At 44.2% G+C, this 22,352-nt stretch carries 24 protein-coding genes and 1 tRNA gene; 18 read left to right on the plus strand and 7 right to left on the minus strand.

Features of this window, described 5'->3' with window-relative positions; genetic code table 11:
- Positions 1 to 28: 28 nt before the first annotated feature.
- Together HMPREF0373_RS00525 and HMPREF0373_RS00530 are read right to left on the minus strand one after the other, a co-directional pair.
- Positions 29 to 685: a potassium channel family protein gene (locus tag HMPREF0373_RS00525; RefSeq protein ID WP_021737566.1), complete on the minus strand. Its 657-nt coding sequence runs from the start codon at positions 683 to 685 to the stop codon at positions 29 to 31.
- A gap of 48 nt (positions 686 to 733) precedes the next feature.
- Positions 734 to 2,074: a TrkH family potassium uptake protein gene (locus tag HMPREF0373_RS00530; protein ID WP_021737567.1), complete on the minus strand. Its 1,341-nt coding sequence runs from the start codon at positions 2,072 to 2,074 to the stop codon at positions 734 to 736.
- A gap of 169 nt (positions 2,075 to 2,243) precedes the next feature.
- Between HMPREF0373_RS00530 and HMPREF0373_RS00535 the strand changes: the two genes are divergently transcribed.
- Both HMPREF0373_RS00535 and HMPREF0373_RS00540 read left to right on the plus strand, forming a co-directional pair.
- Entirely contained in the window at positions 2,244 to 2,738 is a 495-nt protein-coding gene (locus tag HMPREF0373_RS00535; RefSeq protein ID WP_021737568.1) for a hypothetical protein, read from the plus strand.
- A 126-nt stretch (positions 2,739 to 2,864) separates the two neighbouring features.
- Entirely contained in the window at positions 2,865 to 3,488 is a 624-nt protein-coding gene (locus HMPREF0373_RS00540; protein ID WP_021737569.1) for a DUF1653 domain-containing protein, read from the plus strand.
- Positions 3,489 to 3,530: 42 nt separating this feature from the next.
- Here the strand turns inward: HMPREF0373_RS00540 and HMPREF0373_RS00545 are convergent, their stop codons facing one another.
- Entirely contained in the window at positions 3,531 to 3,995 is a 465-nt protein-coding gene (locus HMPREF0373_RS00545) for a CYTH domain-containing protein (RefSeq protein WP_021737570.1), read from the minus strand.
- A gap of 288 nt (positions 3,996 to 4,283) precedes the next feature.
- Between HMPREF0373_RS00545 and HMPREF0373_RS00550 the strand changes: the two genes are divergently transcribed.
- From HMPREF0373_RS00550 to HMPREF0373_RS17565, 7 genes are all read left to right on the plus strand, one after another.
- Entirely contained in the window at positions 4,284 to 4,826 is a 543-nt protein-coding gene (locus HMPREF0373_RS00550) for a DJ-1 family glyoxalase III (protein WP_044962511.1), read from the plus strand.
- A gap of 306 nt (positions 4,827 to 5,132) precedes the next feature.
- Positions 5,133 to 5,342, plus strand: a complete 210-nt coding sequence (locus tag HMPREF0373_RS00555; protein ID WP_021737575.1) for an alpha/beta-type small acid-soluble spore protein — start codon at positions 5,133 to 5,135, stop codon at positions 5,340 to 5,342.
- A gap of 166 nt (positions 5,343 to 5,508) precedes the next feature.
- Positions 5,509 to 5,790 carry a hypothetical protein gene (locus tag HMPREF0373_RS00560; protein ID WP_021737576.1) on the plus strand — a complete coding sequence of 94 codons (282 nt, stop codon included), beginning with the start codon at positions 5,509 to 5,511 and terminating at the stop codon, positions 5,788 to 5,790.
- A 74-nt stretch (positions 5,791 to 5,864) separates the two neighbouring features.
- A complete protein-coding gene (locus HMPREF0373_RS00565; RefSeq protein ID WP_021737577.1) occupies positions 5,865 to 7,136 on the plus strand; it encodes a zinc-binding dehydrogenase in 1,272 nt (423 codons plus the stop codon).
- Between the two features lie 59 nt (positions 7,137 to 7,195).
- Positions 7,196 to 7,957, plus strand: a complete 762-nt coding sequence (locus tag HMPREF0373_RS00570; protein ID WP_021737578.1) for a DeoR/GlpR family DNA-binding transcription regulator — start codon at positions 7,196 to 7,198, stop codon at positions 7,955 to 7,957.
- A gap of 66 nt (positions 7,958 to 8,023) precedes the next feature.
- Complete coding sequence (locus tag HMPREF0373_RS00575; RefSeq protein ID WP_081695166.1) at positions 8,024 to 9,442, plus strand: PTS mannitol transporter subunit IICB; 1,419 nt, start codon at positions 8,024 to 8,026, stop codon at positions 9,440 to 9,442.
- Positions 9,443 to 9,549: 107 nt separating this feature from the next.
- Positions 9,550 to 9,960, plus strand: coding sequence for a PTS sugar transporter subunit IIA (locus HMPREF0373_RS17565; protein WP_021737580.1), 411 nt, complete (start codon positions 9,550 to 9,552; stop codon positions 9,958 to 9,960).
- A gap of 262 nt (positions 9,961 to 10,222) precedes the next feature.
- On the opposite strand, the gene HMPREF0373_RS00580 is transcribed toward HMPREF0373_RS17565, so the two are convergent.
- Entirely contained in the window at positions 10,223 to 11,149 is a 927-nt protein-coding gene (locus HMPREF0373_RS00580) for an alpha/beta fold hydrolase (RefSeq protein WP_021737581.1), read from the minus strand.
- Positions 11,150 to 11,262: 113 nt separating this feature from the next.
- The gene (locus HMPREF0373_RS00585; RefSeq protein ID WP_022036263.1) at positions 11,263 to 12,315 is read right to left on the minus strand and encodes a zinc-dependent alcohol dehydrogenase; all 1,053 of its coding nucleotides are present in this window, start codon (positions 12,313 to 12,315) and stop codon (positions 11,263 to 11,265) included.
- Between the two features lie 178 nt (positions 12,316 to 12,493).
- On the opposite strand from HMPREF0373_RS00585, the gene HMPREF0373_RS00590 reads away from it, so the two are divergent.
- Complete coding sequence (locus tag HMPREF0373_RS00590; RefSeq protein ID WP_022036264.1) at positions 12,494 to 12,748, plus strand: hypothetical protein; 255 nt, start codon at positions 12,494 to 12,496, stop codon at positions 12,746 to 12,748.
- A gap of 166 nt (positions 12,749 to 12,914) precedes the next feature.
- On the opposite strand, the gene HMPREF0373_RS00595 is transcribed toward HMPREF0373_RS00590, so the two are convergent.
- Positions 12,915 to 13,358, minus strand: coding sequence for an FMN-binding protein (locus HMPREF0373_RS00595; RefSeq protein ID WP_044962503.1), 444 nt, complete (start codon positions 13,356 to 13,358; stop codon positions 12,915 to 12,917).
- Positions 13,359 to 13,564: 206 nt separating this feature from the next.
- Between HMPREF0373_RS00595 and HMPREF0373_RS00600 the strand changes: the two genes are divergently transcribed.
- The 7 genes from HMPREF0373_RS00600 to HMPREF0373_RS00630 all read left to right on the plus strand — a co-directional run bounded on the left by HMPREF0373_RS00600 (position 13,565) and on the right by HMPREF0373_RS00630 (position 20,184).
- A tRNA-Gly gene (locus HMPREF0373_RS00600) sits at positions 13,565 to 13,637 on the plus strand.
- Between the two features lie 554 nt (positions 13,638 to 14,191).
- A complete protein-coding gene (gene thyA / locus HMPREF0373_RS00605) occupies positions 14,192 to 15,040 on the plus strand; it encodes a thymidylate synthase (protein WP_022036266.1) in 849 nt (282 codons plus the stop codon).
- A gap of 196 nt (positions 15,041 to 15,236) precedes the next feature.
- Positions 15,237 to 15,728 (plus strand): dihydrofolate reductase, encoded by a 492-nt coding sequence (locus HMPREF0373_RS00610; RefSeq protein WP_021737588.1) that lies wholly within the window; start codon positions 15,237 to 15,239, stop codon positions 15,726 to 15,728.
- A gap of 3 nt (positions 15,729 to 15,731) precedes the next feature.
- Positions 15,732 to 16,682: an AEC family transporter gene (locus tag HMPREF0373_RS00615; protein ID WP_021737589.1), complete on the plus strand. Its 951-nt coding sequence runs from the start codon at positions 15,732 to 15,734 to the stop codon at positions 16,680 to 16,682.
- Between the two features lie 14 nt (positions 16,683 to 16,696).
- A complete protein-coding gene (gene ilvB / locus HMPREF0373_RS00620; protein ID WP_021737590.1) occupies positions 16,697 to 18,424 on the plus strand; it encodes a biosynthetic-type acetolactate synthase large subunit in 1,728 nt (575 codons plus the stop codon).
- 15 nt (positions 18,425 to 18,439) lie between these two features.
- Positions 18,440 to 18,937: an acetolactate synthase small subunit gene (ilvN, locus tag HMPREF0373_RS00625; protein WP_021737591.1), complete on the plus strand. Its 498-nt coding sequence runs from the start codon at positions 18,440 to 18,442 to the stop codon at positions 18,935 to 18,937.
- 221 nt (positions 18,938 to 19,158) lie between these two features.
- Positions 19,159 to 20,184 (plus strand): branched-chain amino acid aminotransferase, encoded by a 1,026-nt coding sequence (locus HMPREF0373_RS00630; protein ID WP_021737592.1) that lies wholly within the window; start codon positions 19,159 to 19,161, stop codon positions 20,182 to 20,184.
- A gap of 204 nt (positions 20,185 to 20,388) precedes the next feature.
- On the opposite strand, the gene HMPREF0373_RS00635 is transcribed toward HMPREF0373_RS00630, so the two are convergent.
- Positions 20,389 to 21,675: an HlyC/CorC family transporter gene (locus HMPREF0373_RS00635; RefSeq protein ID WP_044962504.1), complete on the minus strand. Its 1,287-nt coding sequence runs from the start codon at positions 21,673 to 21,675 to the stop codon at positions 20,389 to 20,391.
- Positions 21,676 to 21,948: 273 nt separating this feature from the next.
- Between HMPREF0373_RS00635 and HMPREF0373_RS00640 the strand changes: the two genes are divergently transcribed.
- A complete protein-coding gene (locus HMPREF0373_RS00640; protein WP_021737594.1) occupies positions 21,949 to 22,323 on the plus strand; it encodes a TIGR04086 family membrane protein in 375 nt (124 codons plus the stop codon).
- Positions 22,324 to 22,352: the final 29 nt, after the last annotated feature.

Here is a 22,352-nt window from a genome sequence, read left to right on the forward strand (position 1 = left end):
TTTGCCCTTTACACAGACAAACAAGAATTTAATTATTGTATTTCCGTACCAGTTTCTGTATATCTTCATTTTTACCGATAACCAGCAGGTGTTCATTTTCTTTGAAACGATAATCCGCTGGCGGCATTGCCTGAATGCCATCTTTTGTCTGAATAGCAACGATATTGGTGTGATATTTATTGCGGATATCCATTTGGACAATTGTATTCCCAATCCATTCCGGCAATGGTGCCAATTCGTAGATAGAAAAATCTTCACTTAGTTCAAAATAATCAAACACGTTGTCGGAACTGTATTGTACGGCACATTTTTCCGCGATATCCCGATCGGGGTAGATAATCTTGTCAGCACCGTTTCGCAGCAGAAATTTTGCATGTACATCTCTGGTAGCTTTGCTGACCACGTATTTTGCACCAAGTTCTTTTAGCAGACAGGTGATTTCCAGACTGCTCTGAAAATTTGTGCCTACGCAGACAATACATTTATCAAAGTTTCCGACTCCAAGGCTTTTTAACACTTCTTCTTTGGTACAGTCCCCAATTTTTGCATCGGTGACATAAGGAAGCAGAGGTTCCAACAGTTCTTCGTTTTGATCAATGATCATAACCTCGTTTCCGAGTTTTGCAAGGTTTTGGCACAGATGGCTGCCGAAACGCCCCATACCGATAATTAAAAATGATTTCATAATAAAAATCCTTTCTGTAAAAAATAAGTTTATGCAAGTATATTCTGTTTAACCGATACTGATATGCTCTTTTGGCTGTCGTACATGTGCCAGGCGTTTTTTGTCCGTAAAGGACATTGCGAAGGAAAGGCTTCCTACGCGGCCAAGATACATGAGCAGTATCAGGATGACTTTTGCACCGGGTACAAGATGCGGTGTGATACCGGTGCTCATGCCGACTGTGCTGACAGCGGATACTACGTCAAATACGATCACCGTGAGATCCAGATCCTGCTGCATGGAGATCAGAAAAGTTGCAGCCACGGCCAGCAGCATATGGGTGGTAAATACAGCGGCAGCTTTGGAAACCGCTTCATCCTCCAGACGGCGCTTGAAAATATTGACACCATCCGTGCGGGTCAGCATAGAACGCAGGTAAAGAATCAGAACTGTGATAGTGGTCACTTTGGCTCCGCCCGCTGTGGAACCCGGACAGCCACCGATAAACATCAGTATGATGGTAAGGAGCTGGCTGCTCTGACTGAGACTGGCAATATCCGTAGTGTTAAAACCTGCGGTTCGTGGTGTGACTGCACAAAATAATGCATTTAAAATGGCCTGAGGTGTGTTCATATCTGCAAACAGTGCATGACGTTCCAGAATCAGGAACAGGATGGATGGACCGATGATCAGAATCAGTGATGTAATCAGTACGATTTTCGTATGCAGCGCATATTTTCGTATGTGCAGCTTATGCTCTTTCAGATCACCCCATACAAAAAATCCGATACCTCCAATGAAAATGAGTGCCATCAGTGTGATGCAGACAATCCAGTTTGTGTTGTATCCGATAAAGGAGGACATGCCAAAAGCCCCCATCAGATCAAAGCCGGCATTACAGAATGCTGAGATGGAATGGAAAATACCATAGTAAAGCGCCTGTGAAAATGGCATATCCCGGAGAAAACAGAGGGTGAGAATAAGGGCTCCAATGCCTTCAAAAAGTAAGGTGCCCTGTAAAATCAACCGTGCCAGACGAACAATGCCGCCGGTGTTTACGACATTGACACTTTCCTTTAAGAGTCCGCGTTGCCGCAAGGTGATCTTCTTTCGCAAGAACATGGAAAATCCGAACCCAAAGGTAATAAAACCAAGTCCGCCAATCTGGATCAGAGTAATAATGATGATCTGACCAAAAAGCGACCAGTGTAAATAAGTATTTGTAACGACCAGACCGGTGACGCAGGTAGCACTGGTAGATGTAAAAAGTGCAGTGAGAAAATCGGTCCAGGTTCCGGCTCTGCTTGCCAGCGGAGTCATAAGGAGCAATGTCCCGATAAGGATAATGCAAAAGAACCCCAGAGCGATCATTTGCATCTGTGAGATATTATTTCGTAGTTTTGTAAACATGTTGTTCCTCCTGTAATCAAGTTAGTATATCATGATTCTGAGAAATATGCTATACTGAACATAGCCTTGAAATTGGCGATGATACATATTTGTTTAAACGCAGAATGAGCATTTCCACGCTTTTGGTGTATAGAGCACTAAGTGGTGGGGAAGAAAGGGGGGAAACTATATGGCAGGATTCTGTTTTTGGCTTGTGATTTTAATTTTTATTATATTCAGTGTAAGAAAAGGGAGAAAATCATCAAACCGTTCTGAACAGCCGCCGGTACATCCGCAGAGACCGGAACGGAAATCGGCCAGTCCGCACAGGTCGTATTCCTCACAGTCACATGCAGAAAAACCACAGACATCCGCTGGAAAGAAGAACTATGGAAGTGAAAAAAGCAGTTCCGTGGCAAAAACGACCGGAAACGAAAGAAAGAATAAAGAAGCACGGAAACAGAGAGAAGCGGATCTGCAGGCTGTATTTGATGAAAATCAGATTGTGGCTGCTGCCAAAGTAAATACCAGAGAAGTGGAACTGGATAATGACCGGGATGCAGAGGAGGAACACCTTATGGATGCGGTATATGACGCCATGATAAAAGGTCCACACAACAGCATGGACTTTCAGCGGGACTTTATTGCCGAAGGCATGGATATGCTGAATTCTTTTGATCTGTAAGAATGATTGATCGTATAGGTTTCTAAAATCACTTCAACCGTTTTGCTATTCAGACATTGTATCAGTGTGTATTGTGGATAAGATAGATAAAACTGTAAATTTGGGGAGAAAAGAGGGAATCGTAAAATGGCACAGGGAAATCCGTTACCGGGAGAAAAATATTTACATTTTAAAAATAAATTGTATCAGGTGATCGCAGTGGCAAAACATTCAGAAACCATGGAACCATATGTGGTATATCAGGCATTGTATGGAGATTTCGGCGTGTATATCCGTCCATATGATATGTTTGTCAGTGAAGTGGATCACGAAAAATATCCGGAGGTAACGCAGAAATATCGATTTGCATATGTAGATCATACAAAGAATGAGACGCTACGAACGGAGCGTGCAGAACATAAGAAAATACCGGTAAATCAGAATGTGGAACAACAGGAAAACGTGCCGGATGTAACTGCCGCTGTTTCGACGGCAGAACTTCAGGAACAGGATATGGTTCAGAGAGAATCAGATGTGGAAGAACAGATCAATCCATGGCTGCTCCGGTTTCTGGATACGGATACGATGGAGGAAAAATATCAGATTGTCTGTGATATCAAGAACGATATCACAGATCGGCTGATTGATGATCTGGCAGTGGCAGTGGATGTGGTCATTCCGGAGGGAAAATTATCCGACCGCTATGAACAGCTGAAATACTGCATCCGGACCAGACAGAAATATGAGCAGACATCTCTCTGGAGAAAATAATTTTGGATTGGAGCTTTATGGGCAAAAGGTAACAATGGGATATCACCGGTTATCTTCCGGCTGATATCCGTAGCGGCTCATATAACTGTTGTGATATTTGCCGGAGTAGGTGACATCTTTTGCAAACCATTCCGGGGGCGTGAAGGCGTTAGCTTCCTCTTCGGAAGGAAATTCGACTTCTGCCAGAATAAGAGGCGCGAGATCACCTTCAAAAATATCAAGCTCAATGGTATAAGGATCTAACGGAATACAGTAGCGCTTTTTTGTGATGAGCAGCCCATCTGTTTTTTTGCGCAGGTGAACATAGCCTTCAGCGGTCAGTGCAAGATTGTATTCTTCCCGGGTCATGAGTCCGCCGGATTTGTAGGTGAGGAAGTAGGAATCATCCTGTTTGCGGATGCGCACGACAGGATTGGTGCACAGATAACCCTGCTCGATTTGGAGGCATGGGTACTGTTCCAGATGTTCCGGTAACTGCCGGATTAAAAATTTACGTTCGATTTCCATAAAGTAAAATCTCCTTCTGCAATTCGTATGGTATCTTTTGACCTCAACATCTTTATATCGAATAGAGGGAAGGATTGTGGGCGTGCAAAGCACGGAGCAATCCGTGTGATCAGGATTTGGGCGTTTTGATATCCAAATCTTATATCAACAATTATATCGTAATGGGAGCAGAAAATTCAAGGTTTGAAGAGCAAGTAGCGAAAGCGGATTGCGAATGTCCGCTTTACTTTATGTTGCGAAGGGCGTGCGTGAATTGTAACGAATATTATGTAGAAAGGATAGATGATCATGAGTAAAATAGCTGTATTATGTAATGATGGAGTAGAAGAAATTGAATGCCTTACAGTAGTGGATTTTTGCAGAAGAGCCGGAATTGAGGTGTTGACGGTATCTGTAACCGGAAAACGACAGATTATGGGAGCACACCAGATCTGTTTTCATGCGGATGAAGTGTATAATGATATGAATTTTGAGGAATTTGACGGTATCGTGTATCCGGGTGGACCGGGCACAGGGGTACTTGGTGAAAAACCGGGTGTCAAAGAACTGGCTCAGAAATTTTTAAACAGTGGCAAAATGCTGGCAGCAATCTGTGCTGCACCGGGTATGATTTCTGAGACAGGTATTTTAAAAGAAAAACACGCTACCGGTTATCCGGGCTGCAATCCGCAGGGCGGTGCAATCTGGAGTGAGGATACAGCAGTGACAGATGGCAATCTGATCACCGGTAAAGGTCCGGGAGCTGCGGCAGAATTTTCCATTGCGATCATCCGTTATCTCGAAGGAGATGCCAAAGCAGATACCATCCGTACTTCTACGATGATGCCGTAATGCACATTTCGTGCAAACGTGCACTTGTGCGAAAAGAAGTCAAAAAACGAAAGAAAAAGAATTTTTTTCCAGTTATAAAAAATACATCTTCGTTCATACTAGGAACAAGACAGAACACTTCAAATCGGATACTTTTGTTGAAGCGAAATTAAAGGTATGTAAGTTTCAATGTGAGATCGTGGTCAGTGTAAGCTGATATATTTTCTCGGAATCATCGCATACCGAACGACTTTCCGATTCAACAAAATTACCGGAAGAAGAACGCCTGTCTTTACTATAGAGAAAAAATCACGGAGGTGTAACAACATGAGTAATTCTAACAGCTCAAACAAAGTGTCAGTTCCGGAGGCAAAAGAAGCAATGAACCGTTTTAAACAGGAAGTGGCATCCGAACTTGGTGTACCTTTAAAAGAGGGCTACAACGGGGATCTGACTTCCCGTCAGGCAGGATCCATTGGTGGTGAAATGGTGAAAAAGATGATCATGAAACAGGAAGAGCAGATGTCCAACAAATAAGGACTGCATTTCTGAGAAGATCAGAGAGAAAATCATGGACTAAATAGAATCAGGCATAAAGTTTTGCAGAGGTTCATGAGCAAGTGGCGAAAGCGAATTGCGAATGTCCGATTTGTCGATAAAACGAGACAGAGTTTATCTGCATTCTGCCTGAAGATATCAGAACATGAAAAATGAAAAGGAGCAGCTGCAAAAAGGCAGCTGCTCTTTTTTTACCAAAACATATGTGCTTTCGAAACGAAAATATTTCTGTTGTTCCAATAATATACCACTGAATCAATATTCTGTCAATTCAAAAGCTGAAATCTTTGAAGTAAAAAAACAAGATGAAAATTTGTGCATTTTTACGTCAAAACAACAATTGACAATTGGACTGTCGTGGGATATTATAGTGTCAACAGCTGTTGAAATAAAAGAAAAAGACTTTCGCAACAACAATAAAAAGTAACAGTATAAAAGAAAATATTTTTATTGTTGCAAAAGTGAAAAAACGGGAATAACATGTAGAAAGGAGCTTTTATTATGAAAGCAAAAGGAGTAAGATTACACGCAGCAAATGATCTGAGACTGGAAGAGTTTGAACTTCCGGAAATCACGGATGATGAGATTCTGGTGAAGGTAGTGTCTGACAGTATCTGTATGTCGACTTACAAATGTGCGATCCTCGGAACAGAGCACAAGAGAGTACATGAGGACGTGGCAGAGCATCCGGCAATTATGGGACATGAGTTCGCCGGTGATATCGTAAAAGTAGGTAAGAATCATCAGGAACAGTTCAAACCAGGTATGAAATTTACACTTCAGCCGGCATTGAATTACAAAGGAACTATGTGGAGCCCGGGATACTCTTATGAGTTCTTCGGAGGAGACACAACTTATTGCGTAATTCCTGCAGAAGTAATGGAACTTGGATGTCTGCTTGAGTACAAAGGCCGTGCTTATTATGAAGCTTCCCTGGCTGAGCCGATGTCCTGTAGTATCGGAGCTTTCCATGCAGCATACCATACACAGATGGGTGTATACACACATGAGATGGGGATCAAAGAAAACGGAAAACTTGCGATCATGGCAGGTGCAGGCCCAATGGGGCTTGGTGCTTTGACTTACGCATTACACCGTGATGTTCGTCCTTCCATGGTTGTTGTTACAGATATTAATCAGGATCGTCTGGATCGTGCGGAGGAATTATTCCCGGTTGCTGATTATAAAAAAGAAGGAATTGATCTTCACTTTGTGAATACAGGCAGCTTTGAGGATCCGGTTGCGGAGCTGATCAAAATCTCCGGTGGTACAGGATATGATGATGTATTATGTTACGCTCCGGTATCTGCTGTTGTAACCCAGTCCAGTGCTATTCTTGGAAGAGATGGATGCCTGAACTTTTTCGCAGGTCCGACAGACAAAAAATTCAGTGCAGAGATGAATTTTTACGATGTACATTATAATTCTACTCATGTAATGGGAACTACAGGCGGAAATACCGCAGACATGATCGAGTCTCTGGAGCTGACGGCAGCAAAACGCATCAACCCGGCTGTTATGGTTACACATATCGGTGGTCTGGATGCGGCAGCAGAGACAACACTGAACCTTCCGAAGATTCCGGGTGGAAAGAAATTAATTTATACACATTTAAGTATGCCGCTGACTGCATTGGATGAACTGAGAAAAGCGGCAGCAGAGAGAAATGATGAGCGTTATAATGCTCTGGCAGACATTGTGGATGCACATCAGGGATTGTGGTGTCCGGAAGCAGAAGAATATTTACTTGCAAACTTTATCACAGAAAAATAAGAACGGTCAGAGTTTTTCGATCCCGCCAGGATCCTGAATTCTGACGGAGAGGAGAAACTATGGATACAATGGAAATGCGCAGAAATGCAATTGCGGAACTGGTGAACAAATATGGAACCGTAAGTTTTTCACAGATTAAAGAACAGTTTCCGCAGGTGTCTGAAATGACACTTCGTACCGATCTGAAAGCACTGGATGCGGCAAAAGAGATCGTAAGGATACACGGGGGCGCGAAGTCTGTACAGCTGGTGATCGGAACGGACGATTATCTGACCCGGCGTGCGGTACGCAACATACAGTCCAAGCAGGAAATTGCAAAAAAAGCAGTGCAGCTGGTTCTTCCGGATACAGTGATTTTTCTGGATTCCGGAAGCACCACCACGGAACTGGCACGGATTTTCCCGGATCAGTCCAATCTGATCTATACCACAGGACTCTCCTGTGCCACAGAACTTGCAAACCTCACAAAACCGGTCATCATGCTGCCAGGTGGACAGCTGAACCGTTACAGCATCAGTATGTACGGTATCTCAGCCATCCGGGAACTGGAGCAGGTGAACTTTCATCAGACATTTTTAGGGGTAACAGGGTATTCGATGAAAGCAGGTTTTACCTGCGGAAACAATGAGGAGGCCATGCTGAAACGGACCGCTATTGAACAGGCAGAGCAGGTGGTTGTTCTGATGGATTCTTCCAAAACAGATGTGAAGAGTACATATACGATCTGCGGGCTGGCGGATGTGGATGTGATCATATCCGACGGTCAGCTGCCGGAAGATTTTCTGGCGGAATGTGAGACTCATCATATCACAGTGTATTAACAGATAAGATTTCTGCATATTCCCATTGTTCCCTGTTTGTATGGAGACAAAAGTGGGAGGTATATTGTGAAAAACAAAGTACAGAAATTCGGTAAGTTCCTGTCTGGAATGGTAATGCCGAATATAGGAGCGTTGATCGCATTTGGTTTTCTGGCAGCATTGTTTATCGATACAGGCTGGATTCCAAATGAAAAATTAAACAGTATGGTATCACCGATGCTGACATATCTGATCCCAATCCTGATCGCATCAACCGGTGGAAAAATGGTAGGTGGCGACAGAGGTCGTGTGGTAGGTGCGATCGCGGTTATTGGTGCCATTATGAGTGATACTTCTATCACAATGCTTATGGCTGCAATGATCATGGGACCGTTGGCAGGTTTTTGTATTAAAAAATTCGATCAGCTGATGGATGGTCATATGCCGGCCGGATTTGAAATGTTGATCAACAACTTTTCGGCAGGTATCATCGGAATGTTGCTGGCAATCCTGGGGTATGTGGTTGTAGGTCCGGTGATGAGTGGCATTCTGACTATTCTGGCAGCTGGTGTCAATATTCTGGTAAGTCACAGCCTGCTTCCGCTGGTTACAATCTTTATTGAGCCGGCAAAGGTATTGTTCCTGAACAATGCGATCAATCATGGAATTTTCACTCCGCTGGCTACTGCACAGGCCGCAGCGGCTGGAAAATCCATTATGTATATGCTTGAGCCAAACCCTGGTCCTGGACTTGGTGTTCTGCTTGCATATATGTTCTTCTGTAAAGATAAAAAAACAAAACAGTCCGCACCGGGTGCTGTGATCATTCATGTACTTGGTGGTATTCATGAGATTTACTTCCCGTATATCCTGATGAATCCGCTTGTGATCATTGCTCCGATCGTCGGAAATATGGCAGCTGTTTTCTGGTTTAACCTGACAGGCTGCGGTCTGGTAGGACCAGCTTCTCCGGGCTCTATTATTGCATACTTAATGATGACTCCGGGACCGGATATCTGGAAAGTATTAGTAGGTGTGGCTATCGCAACCGGTATTTCTTTTGGTATTGCATCACCGATTGTAAAAATAGCAGGCGGAAAGAGCAGTCTGGAAGAGGCACAGGCTGAAATGGCAGCCATGAAAGCAGATGCAAAAGGACAGCCTGCTCCAGTTGCAATCAAAGATGCATCAGAGGTAAAGAAAATTATTTTTGCATGTGATGCAGGTATGGGATCTTCTGCTATGGGGGCAACCAAATTCCGTAACCGTCTGAAATCCGTATGTCCTCAGATCCAGGTAAGCAATACTTCTGTGGATAATATTCCGGCAGACTGTGATATCGCTGTCGTTCAGACTATACTGGCAGACCGGGCAAGAAAATCCGCACCGCAGGCGCAGCTTGTTACGATCGGAAACTTCCTGGCAGATCCTGCATTGGATGAGCTGTATATACAACTGACCGGCAAGGAAAAAACAACTGCGGCTTCCGCAACAAAAAAACTGTAGCAGAGACTGCTGACAGGCAGACAGAGAATACAATAACTGCAGTAAAAAATGAAGATGTAAAAGAGAACCCATCAGACAATGCTGCAGTTTTTGAAAAAAAACAGGTTTTGGTTAAAGAAGGAATCCGTCTGGGGCAGGCACCGGTATCCAAAGAAGAGGCAATTCAGGCAGCCGGGGAGCTGTTGCATGAGCTTGGTTATGTAGATGAGAGTTACGTGGATGCGATGCAGGAACGTGAAAAGTTGATTACTACTTACATGGGAATGGGTGTAGCTATCCCACATGGAACCAGTCAGGCAAAAGGTACTGTAAAGAAGACTGGTATTGTATTTCTCCAGTATCCGCAAGGAGTTGATTTCGGAGATGAAAAGGCACAGCTTGTCTTTGGTATTGCCGGAATCGGAGAGGAACATCTGAATCTCCTGGCAAAAATCTGTGAAGCACTGGAGGATGAGGAAGTGCTTGAAAAAATGAAGACTACGGATGACCTTGACTGGGTAATGGAACGGTTGTCATAGGGGCTTCTTTTGTGGCTTAAATTTAAAATTTTTAATATGTTTTTAATATGAATACGAAAACGTAGTATCTTTTCTCATTCGCTAGACGTTCGCTACCCTTGTTATGCTCCGGTTTTATCGTGCTCGTTCCCGCACCTGAAAAAGAGGGCGCTCCCACTTGCACAAAACTCGCAAAACGCGGTTGCTCACTTAATCGCTCATCGAGAAAAGATGCTACGTTTCCAGTTGTTCCTTTATTCAACAATTATACACATCAAAAAAACTACACAAGATGCCCGTTCAGCCATGTGAGAAGATCCGCATAGACTATATCGCGGTCTGTCTCATTTAAAATCTCATGGCGATCGCCGGGATAAAGTTTGATCTGTACATCCTGAATGCCGGCAGCTTTATATTGCTGGCAGACTTGCGCCACACTTTTTCCATTGTTCCCGACCGGATCGTCTCCACCGGCGACGAAAAACAGTGGGAGATTTTTAGGAATCTGCTGAATATGAGCAGGATTCTGTATGTACTGGATGCCGCGGAACATCTGGTAATAGCCGTTGACTGTGAAACGGAAGGTGGACCATGGATGATGAATGCAGGTGTTGATGATAGCCTCATCTTTGGTCAGCCAGTCACTTGGTGTGCGTGCCGGTTCAAATTGTTTGTTGTAGCCGCCAAACGCCATGTTGTCCACAAAAGCACTGCGGTATGTCCAGCCACGGAACAGTGCGATCGTGCGACAGATCAGTTTTCCTATATGCAGGATGATACCAGGCTGGGAGCCGGTTCCCATGATGATAGCGCCTGACAGACCATCAGCATGCATCTGGATGTATTGCCGGGTCAGGAAAGACCCCATGCTGTGCCCAAGGAAAAAATAGGGAAGATCCGGATATTTTTTCTGTGTCATGGTGCGAAGGGTATGGATATCTGCGATGACACATTCGTTGCCATTTGGATGTGCAAAGTATCCGTGCTGATCGTCTGTGATGACGGATGCACCGTGGCCGAGGTGATCATTGGCGACCACATAGTAGCCCTGATCAGCTGCGTACTGTGCAAAATCATCGTATCGATCTGCATAATCTACCATGCCGTGGCAGATTTGCAAAACTGCTTTCGGAGAGCCTTCCGGTTCCCAGATGATTGCATGGATCTGGGTTTTTCCGTCGGATGACGGATAAGTGATATCGTGTTTCATAATGTATGATGCCTCCGGGTTATTTTGGGTAAAGTAATATGTGTGGGATTCAAGTCAGTGTAAACTGGTACTTATTTCAGAATGATTGTGCACGTTATCCCACTGGGTGTCTATTATTTGTCTGGTGCAATAAGGATCTTCAACTGAGAAGCGCGGTCTTTGCGGCCCAGGCCCTGTTCCTGACAGTTATCCAGTGAGACAATGTCGGTTACCATGCCAGGGAAAGCGATTTTTCCGGCAGCCAGCATCTGCAGATACATTTCAACTTCTTCCTGCAGATATACAAAGGAGGACTGGAAATCAATCTCAAAGATCTGTGCTGTTCCCAGTGTAAAGGTGATCGGCTGCTGTACGGTACCGATGAGCATCACCTGTCCGCCCGGTTTTACTGCTTTCAGTACACAGGTTTCCACGGATGCCGGATGGCCGGAGCACTCGTATACGATATCTGCACCTACGTCGGAACCAAGGATCTCACGGATGGATGCGGCGATGTCCGGTTCCGTGGCGGAATTCAGAAAATAGTCTGCACCATAAGCGAGAGCAGCTTCTTTTTTTCTGTCTGTAACATCCAGGGCGATGATCTTGTTGGCACCACCGGCTTTTAAAAACTGAACGGCAGAGAGGCCCACAGGTCCCATGCCGGATACCACAACGGAGTCACCAAGTTTGAACCGGGACATTCGGATGCCGTGAAGTGCTACACAGATTACATCAAAAAGTACCGCATCTTCCATTTTTACATTTTCCGGAACAGGAATGATCATGGTGTGTGCCACATCTTCGATCAGCAGATATTCTGCGTAACCGCCATCTGGCATTCCGATACCGGCAGTTCGCGGAAATCCGTGGATACAGATGTTTGTTTTGCCTTCCTTACATGGAGAGCAGTTTTCTTTGCAGTGCGCAGGCGGTCCGCATAACACACGCTGGCCGACCTGGAAATCTGTGACACCTTCTCCGAGTTTTACAATGGTTCCGGAGTTCTCATGCCCGAGAATCTTTGGCAGTGGTGTCGGTGTCTGTCCGAGCTTGTAAAATTCAATATCTGTTCCGCAGATCCCCACATAATCAATTTTGACAAGCATCTGTCCGGGACCCGGTTCCGGAACCGGTCTGTCCTCAATACGAATGTCTTCTTTCCCATATAATACAGCTGTTCTCATGATAAAAATCTCCTTAAAAAATACTCTGATAATTATTATAATATATGGAAAAAGATAAGGTTGCAAGAGACAAATACGGTGAGTGGTTACAATTCTGTTTGTCAGGAAAAATTGACGAACGGCGGCAGATATGCTATACTTTTTGACAGAAAAAAAGCAAAAAGGAGCTTACAAAAATATGAGTCAGGCAAAAGTTGATCGATATAAAGAAGAGAAGAAAAACAGAAAACAGACCATCAAGAAAGAGAAAAGAAACCGTGTGCTGGGACGTACGTTAGGTGTAGTCATTGCAGCAGCGATCGTATGCTGGATCGGATTTTCCGGATATTCCTATTATCAGGAGAAAAAGCCGATGACAAAGACAGAACTCAGTATGACAGCTCTGAACGAATATATGAGCAATCTGTCCAGTACAGACAGTGCCACAGAGTAACCGTTCGGAAAAGTAATCAGAAGGCAGAAGGTTATTATAATAAAGACAGAACCCCCATCGGAAGCGTGATGCTTTGCCGGTGGGGTTTTTGCGTTTGCAGAAAAATGTGAGATTGGGATGGAAGACATATAATGTATACATTTGTACGCTGATTGTGCGATACCGGTTATTCTCCGGTGTCGACAGCTGCTTTTTTCAGGGCATCTTCCACCGCATTCAGCAACATGGATGCTGTGTATTGGTTTTCTTCGGAATAGGAAATATTGTCCACAGACTGTGTTTTGCAGATCTGCTCACTGATATTGTCCATGGAGGACTGCATCAGCGGATACATGGTTGTTACCGTATCATTGAGATTTACAAAAGACACCGAGTTGATATGGTTTTCGTCCACCACTACCTGAACATCCAGATTCTGTCCTTCAAACTGAATGGAAGACGTGTATACACCAGCTTTGTACCTGGGCTGCCCGGTGTCTGTTTTATTATGCCGGGATGGGCCAAACATGTAGACCAGCAGAAAGATAAGTACAATGCCAAGAATAATAAAAATGGTTGTATAGATGACTTCTTTCATATGAAGCACTACAATTCTTGTTTTTGATCGCATTTTACAGTTTCCCCCTCATACCATACTTTGTATATCATATGCAGTAAAATGGAAAATATGCGGTTATTATTCATCTAGAGAAAATACGCTTTTTGCTTCAGTGGAAATAAAAAATGTAAAAAAATAAAAAAAGTACTTGACTTTTCGGACTGGCCGCGGTATGATATCACTTGTCTTGAGGCGAACAGCAAAAGACAATATGATATGCGCGAGTGGCTCAGTTGGTGGAGCGCGACCTTGCCAAGGTCGAGGCCGCGGGTTCGAGTCCCGTCTCGCGCTTTTTTTCATGCAAAAAGGATATCCATAAGGATATCCTTTTTGCATGAAATGAGCCCTGCCGGGCTCAAACAGAATTCAGAAAATTCAGTTCGAGGTCTCAGAGGACCTAAAGTCCTCTTCGGTCGGTGCTAACCATTGGTCCCCCGGACCAATAGCACCGTCTCTCGCTTTTTTGTGCAAAGGGATATCCGTAAGGATATCCTTTTTTTGCATGAAAAAAGCACGAAACGGGATAAATGTTGTATGCAGTATTTTTTTGGTTACTACTTTATGAATCGTAGTTTTTTTGCTATACTATTACGAATACGAGAAAAATAGATGATGTTCAATGGATGTCAAATGTTTTTGCTTTATAGAACGAAGTTTGAACGCAGAATAAGCATTCCCCCGCTTCAAGTGCGTAGAGCACTAAGCGGTGGGTAAGGGGGATGCTTATGTCAGTGGGAGTTAAAAGCTCCCACTGACAGGTCGCAAAGCGACTGCGTTCATGAGCAAGTAGCGAAAGCGGATTGCGAATGTCCGCTTTACTAGAAATAGATAATCGGAGGACGCATATGAGTTACGCAGATCATATTTTTATCAATATGTGTAAAGATATTATTGAAAACGGAACCAGTACGGAAGGAGAAAAGGTACGGCCGAAATGGGAGGATGGAACCAGTGCTTATACGATCAAACAGTTTGGTGTGGTAAATCGTTATGACCTGTCTAAAGAGTTTCCGGCGTTGACACTTCGGAGAACGGCCATCAAGAGCTGTACAGACGAGATGCTCTGGATCTGGCAGCAGAAGTCTAACAATATTAATGACCTTCACAGTCATGTGTGGGATGAATGGGCGGATGAGACAGGTTCCATCGGAAAGGCATATGGTTATCAGATGGGCGTAAAGCATCAGTATAAGGAAGGAATGATGGATCAGGTGGATCGTGTGATCTACGATCTGAAGAATAATCCTTACAGTCGGCGTATAATGACTAATATTTATGTACATGCGGATCTGCATGAGATGCATCTGTATCCGTGTGCATACAGTATGACTTTTAATGTGACAAAGAAGCCGGGACAGGATAAGCTGGTGCTGAATGCAATCTTAAATCAGCGCTCCCAGGATATTCTGGCAGCAAATAACTGGAATGTGTGTCAGTATGCGGTGCTTATGCATATGCTGGCTCAGGTATGTGATATGCAGGTGGGAGAACTGGTGCATGTCATTGCGGATGCCCATATTTATGACAGACATATTCCACTGGTGAAGGAACTGATTTCCCGTGAGCCGCTTCCGGCACCGACATTCTGGCTGAATCCGGAAGTGAAAGATTTTTACCGGTTTACGAGAGATGATGTGCGTCTGGATAATTACCAGACCGGTCCGCAGATCACAAATATACCAATTGCGGTTTAACAGCTCGCTCATCACATGGATTCAGACAATGATCATGCTTGCATGAGGAATTGGCTGGATGCATAGTGATGAAGGGAGCGCCTTATTATGAGCAAAAATAGTAGCGTAGCCACGGAGAAGCCTGAAAAGGCGTTTTGCGAATGGCGCGTGTGAACTGTATGAAATATTAATTATAGAAGAAAGAGAGATGTGAGAAATGAATTTAATTGCGGCAGTAGATAAAAACTGGGCCATCGGCAGAAACAATAAGCTTCTGGTGAGTATTCCGGATGACATGAAATTTTTCCGCGAGACAACGACCGGGAAAGTAGTTGTAATGGGACGTAAGACACTGGAGAGCTTTCCAGGAAAGAAACCATTGAAAAATCGTGTGAATATTGTGCTGACAGGCGATCGCAGTTATCAGGCTGACGGTGCAGTCATTGTACATGATATGGAGGAACTGCACGAAGAGTTGAAAAAATATCCGAGCGAGGATATCTATGTCATCGGTGGCGAGAGCATTTACAAGCAGCTTCTGGATGAGTGCGACGTTGCACACATTACGAAGATCGATTTTGCTTACGAGGCAGATGCCTGGTTTCCGAATCTGGATGAGAAAGAGGCGTGGGTGGTTACCGCAGACAGTGAGGAACAGACCTATTTCGATCTGGAATATCATTTCTATAAATATGAAAAGAAGGCATAACGGATGAGCAATTTTTTGTTTAGTATTAATGTGACGATGCCGATTTTTCTCGTTATGGTAATTGGATATTTCCTGCGTCAGATTGGTATGTTGAATGAAAATTTCGTTACGGTGGCAAATAAGTTTAATTTTAAAGTGACGTTACCGTTTTTACTTTTTCGTGATCTGTCAACCGTTAATATCCAGGAAGTGTTTGATCTGAAGTATGTGCTGTTTTGTGCAATTGCTACTTCTGTCTGCTTCTGGAGTGTGTATGGTCTGACGAAGATTTTTATGAAAGATAGATCCATGACCGGTGCTTTTGTTCAGGCATCCTTTCGCAGCAGTGCGGCGGTCATGGGACTGGCATTTATCCAGAATATTTATGGGCAATCCACAATGGGCTCACTGATGATCATTGGTGCAGTTCCGTTGTATAACATATATTCCGTGCTTGTATTGACTTTTGAAGGGGATTACCCGGAGAATGAGCGTGATACAGGCAGAATCAAGCAGGCTGGTATCAATATCCTGAAGAACCCGATTATCATCGGCATAGTCCTTGGTCTGATCGTGGCATTATTACATAATCCACTGCCGGAACTGGTAAATTCGACCGTAAACAATGTGGCAAAGATGGCAACCCCACTTGCATTGATCGGACTTGGCGCGGGATTTGAAGGAAAAAAGGCACTGGCCAAAATCAAACCTACCCTCTGGGCTGCTTTTATCAAGCTGATTGCCCAGGCAGCAATTTTTATTCCGATTGCAGCTGCTCTTGGTTTCAGGGGCGAAAAAATGGTTGCTCTCGTAGTCATGCTGGCAGCACCGGCGACCCCGAGCTGTTATATCATGGCGAAAAATATGCATAACGACGGTGTGCTGACGGCAAGTATCGTGGTGGCTACGACGCTGCTGGCTTCTGTAACGCTGACGGGATGGATCTTTTTGCTGCGCACGTTAGGGTGGATTTAAAAGGAGAGAGTTGAATGGATATAACAGGAAAAAAATTATTTGTAAAAGCACTTCTTGAAGAAGGTGTAGATACTGTATTTGCCTATCCGGGCGGAACGGTAACAGATTTGTTTGATGAATTATATCTGAATGGTAAGATTGATCTTGTATTGCCGAGACATGAGCAGGCTCTGGTGCATGAAGCCGAAGGTTATGCCCGTGAGACCGGTAAAACCGGCGTATGCCTCGTAACAAGCGGACCCGGTGCGACAAATACTGTCACAGCCATTGCAGATGCTTTTTACGATAGTATCCCGCTGGTTGTGTTTACCGGGCAGGTACCGTTAAATCTCATTGGCAATGATGCGTTCCAGGAAGTGGATATCGTAGGTATGACGCGCGGTATTACAAAATATAGTGTAACGGTCCGCGACCGCAAAGATCTTGGAAGAACGATCAAGATGGCATTTCATATTGCAAAAACCGGAAAACCGGGTCCGGTCCTGATCGATCTGCCAAAGGATATCCAGACTGCAACCGGTCCGGCAGAATATCCGGATCATGTGGAAATCCGTGGTTATAAAATTAATGAAGGTGTTCATCTTGGACAGCTGAAAAAAGCAACAAAATTACTGAAGGTAGCACGCCGTCCGCTGATCCTTGCCGGCGGTGGTGTTAATATTGCAGGTGCCAGTGAACTGCTGGAACAGGTGGTAAATATTACACATGTTCCGGTTGTTACGACTGTTATGGGAAAAGGCGCAATTCCTACAGATAACCCCTATTATGTGGGAAGCAGCGGCATGCATGGCCGTTATGCGGCAAATATTGCAGTCAGCAAATGTGATGTGCTCTTTTCCATCGGAACCCGTTTCAACGACCGTATCACAGGTGATCTGAATGAATTTGCACCAAAAGCGAAGATTATTCATGTGGATATCGATGCGGCAGCCATTTCCCGTAACGTTGTGGTAGATGTGCCGATCGTAGCCGATGCAAAAGTTGCCCTGCAGCAGATGCTGGAATGGGTGGAACCGAAGGATACGGATGAATGGGTAAAACAGATTGCAGCCTGGGATCATGAAAATCCGCTGGAGATGCGCCGGGATAAAGGCATGACACCGCAGATGATCATGGAAGGTTTAAATCAGGTTTATGATGAAGTTACATATGTTACTGATGTAGGTCAGCACCAGATGTGGGCCAGCCAGTATCTGGATGTAAATAAAAATAAGAGGATGATCACTTCCGGTGGCCTTGGAACAATGGGGTTTGGTTTTCCGGCAGCACTTGGTGCAAAAATGGGACACCGGGACAGAGATGTCGTATGTATTACCGGTGACGGTGGATTTCAGATGAATATGCAGGAGATGGCAACTGCTGTGGTACAGCAGACCCCGATCACTGTATGTCTGCTCAATAACTATTACCTTGGCATGGTGCGACAGATGCAGCAGCTGTTCTATGGAAAACGTTATTCCGCAACTTGTCTGCGTCGTCGCAAAGGCTGCCCGGAGCATTGCAAGGGACCAAATGAAAACTGCCCGCCATATGTACCGGATTTTATGAAATGGGCAGAGAGTTACGGTGCACATGGCATCCGTGTTACAAAGGAAGAGGATATTATCCCGGCTTTGGAGGCCGCAAAACAGAATACGGATGCACCGACTGTTATTGAATTCATGGTCGCAACTGAGGAAATTGTACTTCCGATGGTTCCGGGTGGAAATCCAATGAACAATATGATTCTGAAAAGCAAATAGGGGAGGAGAAAATCAATGAAAGATAGATGGATTGCATTATATGTAGAAAATCAGGTTGGTGTTCTCGCAAAAATCTCCGGTTTGTTTGCAGGAAAATCTTATAACCTGAAAAGTCTGACCGTAGGTACGACAGAGGAGGAAGATACTTCCAGAATCACGATCAGTACCATGTGCGATGATATTACTTTTGAACAGATCAAAAAACAGCTGAACCGTATGGTAGAGGTCATCAAAGTCATGGATCTGACCAATGTGCCGATCCATATGAAGGAGATCATGTTTGCAAAGGTAAAAAAACTGAGCAACACTGATAAGGCAGAAGTATTCCGTATCGCGCAGGTGTTTCATGTGGAGACAGCAGATATCGGCGTGGACAGTGTATTGTTGGAGTGCAAGCTCACAGAGCGCAGAAACAATGAGCTGATCGAACTGTTAAAACAACGGTTTCAGAGTGTGGAAATCGTGCGTGGCGGTGCGGTAGCCATTGAATCAATTGCTACTTCCTGCAGATAACAGATTAGAAAACAAGCCAGGATGCAGGGATGTGAGATGAATTATCGGGTAAAAAATAATTCATCTTATTCCGAGAAAACATGAAAAAAATACAACTGTTTTGAAAAAAAGAACTGGAAATACTATACGAATTGCTGTATAACAGTACATATAGAAAAAAGAACTAAATGCAGGAACTAAATGTGGAAACTGCAAAATAGATAAGAAAGAAGGACCTCACAGTGGAAAAGAAGAATATCGATTGGGAAAATCTGGACTTTGGATATCGTCAGACAGACAAACGTTTTGTTGCAAATTATAAAGATGGCGCATGGGATGAAGGAACGCTGACTGAGGACGCTAACATCGTATTAAACGAGTGTGCAGGCGTATTACAGTATGCACAGACCGTTTTTGAAGGATTAAAAGCTTATACAACCGTAGACGGAAAAGTAGTAATCTTCCGCCCGGATCTGAATGCATCCCGTATGGCAGATTCTGCAAGAAGACTGGAAATGCCTGTTTATCCGGAAGATAAATTTATTGAGGCAGTAGAAAAAACCGTAAAAGCAAACTTTGCATATGTGCCACCATATGGCACAGGTGCAACACTTTATATCCGTCCGTATATGTTCGGAAGCAGCCCTGTTATTGGTGTGAAGCCGGCGCAGGAGTATCAGTTCCGTGTATTGACAACACCGGTAGGACCATACTTCAAAGGCGGAGTAAAACCGTTAACGATCCGTGTTACAGATTTTGACCGTGCAGCTCCTCACGGAACAGGTCATATCAAAGCCGGATTAAACTATGCCATGAGTTTACATGCAATCGTAACAGCACATGAAGAAGGCTATGCAGAGAACATGTATCTGGATGCTGCAACCCGTACAAAAGTAGAGGAGACAGGCGGAGCCAACTTCTTATTTGTTACAAAAGATAACAAGATCGTAACACCGAAGTCTGACAGTATCCTTCCTTCTATCACACGTCGTTCCCTGATGTATGTAGCAGAGCATTACCTGGGACTGGAAGTAGAGCAGAGAGAAGTATACCTGGATGAAGTTCCGAACTTTGTAGAGTGCGGTCTGTGCGGTACTGCAGCTGTTATTTCTCCGATTGGAAAGATTGTGGATCATGGTCGTGAAATCTGCTTTGCAAGCGGTATGGATGAGATGGGACCGGTTCTGTCCAAGCTGCGTGAGACATTGGTTGATATCCAGGAAGGCAGGATTGAAGCTCCGGAAGGATGGATTCATGTAATTGAGTAATCAAAAAGTGACTGCGTTCATGAGCAAATAGCGAAAGCGGATTGCGAATGTCCGATTTACATAAAATGATGTGAAAAAAGAGATTTTCCTGTGGTTTTATAAGCTACAGGAAAATCTCTTTTATACTGTATAAGATGATATCAGAATTGTGGGAGTACGAAGTACGGAACAATTCGTATGGCATCTTTTGACTCCAGATCTTGATTACACGGATTGCTCCGTAGTTTCGGATTCTGCCGAAGTTTCCGGAAGTCTTACGTAAATTTTTTCAATCCGGTGTTTGTTTTTCGTCCGAACCTGCAGAAAAATACCATCCGGTGTGGTGATGGACTCCCGGATTTTCGGCAGATGGTCTAAGAGACCGATCATGTAGCCGCCGATGGAATCGTAGTCGTCAGATTCCAGATGCAGATTCAGTTCATCGCTGAAGTCCGCCAGATTCATGGAACCTTCTACCAGATATTCATGATCCGAAATTTTCTGGATCGGATCCTCTTCATCGTAGTCATATTCATCGCGGATTTCTCCAACGATTTCTTCAATCAGGTCTTCCAGTGTCAGCAGTCCGGCAGTTGTGCCGTATTCGTCCAGAACGATGGCGATATTGATGGAAGAATTGCGCATTTCCACCAGAAGATCTGCGGTATGTTTGTGTTCATATGTGAAATATGGTTCCCGCATCAGTTCACGGACAGAAAAATGTTCCCTGTCACAGAGCAGCAGATCTTTGATATTTAAAATACCGATGACATCATCGGTGGTTTCCTCATAAACAGGAAGACGTGTAAAACGGTCTTCACGGAAAATGTCCAGAATCTCATCGTAAGTGTTGTCCACTTGAGCGAAGGTCATATCGATTCGAGGAATCATAACTTCTTTTGCCAGAGCATCACCAAAATCGAATACATTGTTGATCATTTCTTTTTCTTCTGATTCGATGACACCGGATTCATGGCTGACATCCACGATGGTCCGCAGTTCACTTTCTGTCATAGCCTGTCTGCCCTCAGATGCTTTGACACCCATAAGTCGGAGTACCAGCATGGCAAGGTGATTGATGATGAAGATGACAGGAGTCAGCACTTTCATCAGAAGCCAGATGATATTGCAGAATCGCAGGGAAATTTTCTCTGCGCGCAGGGTTGCCATGGTTTTCGGGGAAATCTCACCGAAGATAAGGATCATCACTGTCAGAATTCCGGTTGCGATTCCGGCACCGGCGTTGCCGAAGATACGGAGGGCAAGTGCTGTAGCCAGGGAAGATGCCGTCAGGTTGACAACATTATTACCAATCAGGATTGCACTCAGCATTTTCGCAGAATCATCGGTGACCTGAAGCACCCGGGCGGCACGCTTGTTCCCTTCTTCTGCCAGAGATCGCATGCGGATTCGGTTTACCGTGGTCAGTGCCGTTTCCGATGAGGAAAAGAATGCTGACAGAGCCAGCAGAATGACCAGTACGATTAATTGTATTGTGGAGCTTATGTCCAAAAATAATTCACCTCTCTAAATAAATATGTTGTCTGTAAGCACAGCATGATGGAAGATATTCCGTAAATTTTGCTGTTGGATTACAATTTTTATTCTATATATTACAGGAAAAGAATAGGATTTTCAAGCTATTGTTGCGAAAAAAAGAGGTTCTATTTTTGAAATTTTCAGAATATATAACTATATGTCCGAAGTGAAAACAACCAGAGGACTGAGAAAGCAGCGGAAGTGGATTGCGAATGTCCGCTTTATATCATAGAGGGAGGAAGAGATATGGAACATGCAGAAGGAAATAAGAAAATTGTATTGAAAGTATTAAGCACATTGCTGATCATGTACATTCTGACGGGAGTGGCATTATTTGTGCTGGCATTTTTACTTTATAAAATGGAACTGACGGAAAATATTGTCACCATTGGAATTACAGCAATCTATGTGGTGTCGGGTCTGCTTGGCGGCATTATCATAGGAAAGAGAATGAAGACCCGACGTTTTCTGTGGGGGATTATTATGGGAGCGGCGTATTTCCTGGTGTTGCTGATCGGATCGGCACTGCTGAACCGTGGGCTGACATCGGATATGCTGCATATCGGGCTGACACTGGTGATGTGCATGGGAGCCGGGATGATCGGGGGAATGGTCAGTTGAACGCAGAATAAGCAATCCCCCGCTTCAAG

Source organism: Eubacterium ramulus ATCC 29099 (assembly GCF_000469345.1).
GTDB classification, from domain to species: Bacteria; Bacillota; Clostridia; order Lachnospirales; family Lachnospiraceae; genus Eubacterium_I; species Eubacterium_I ramulus.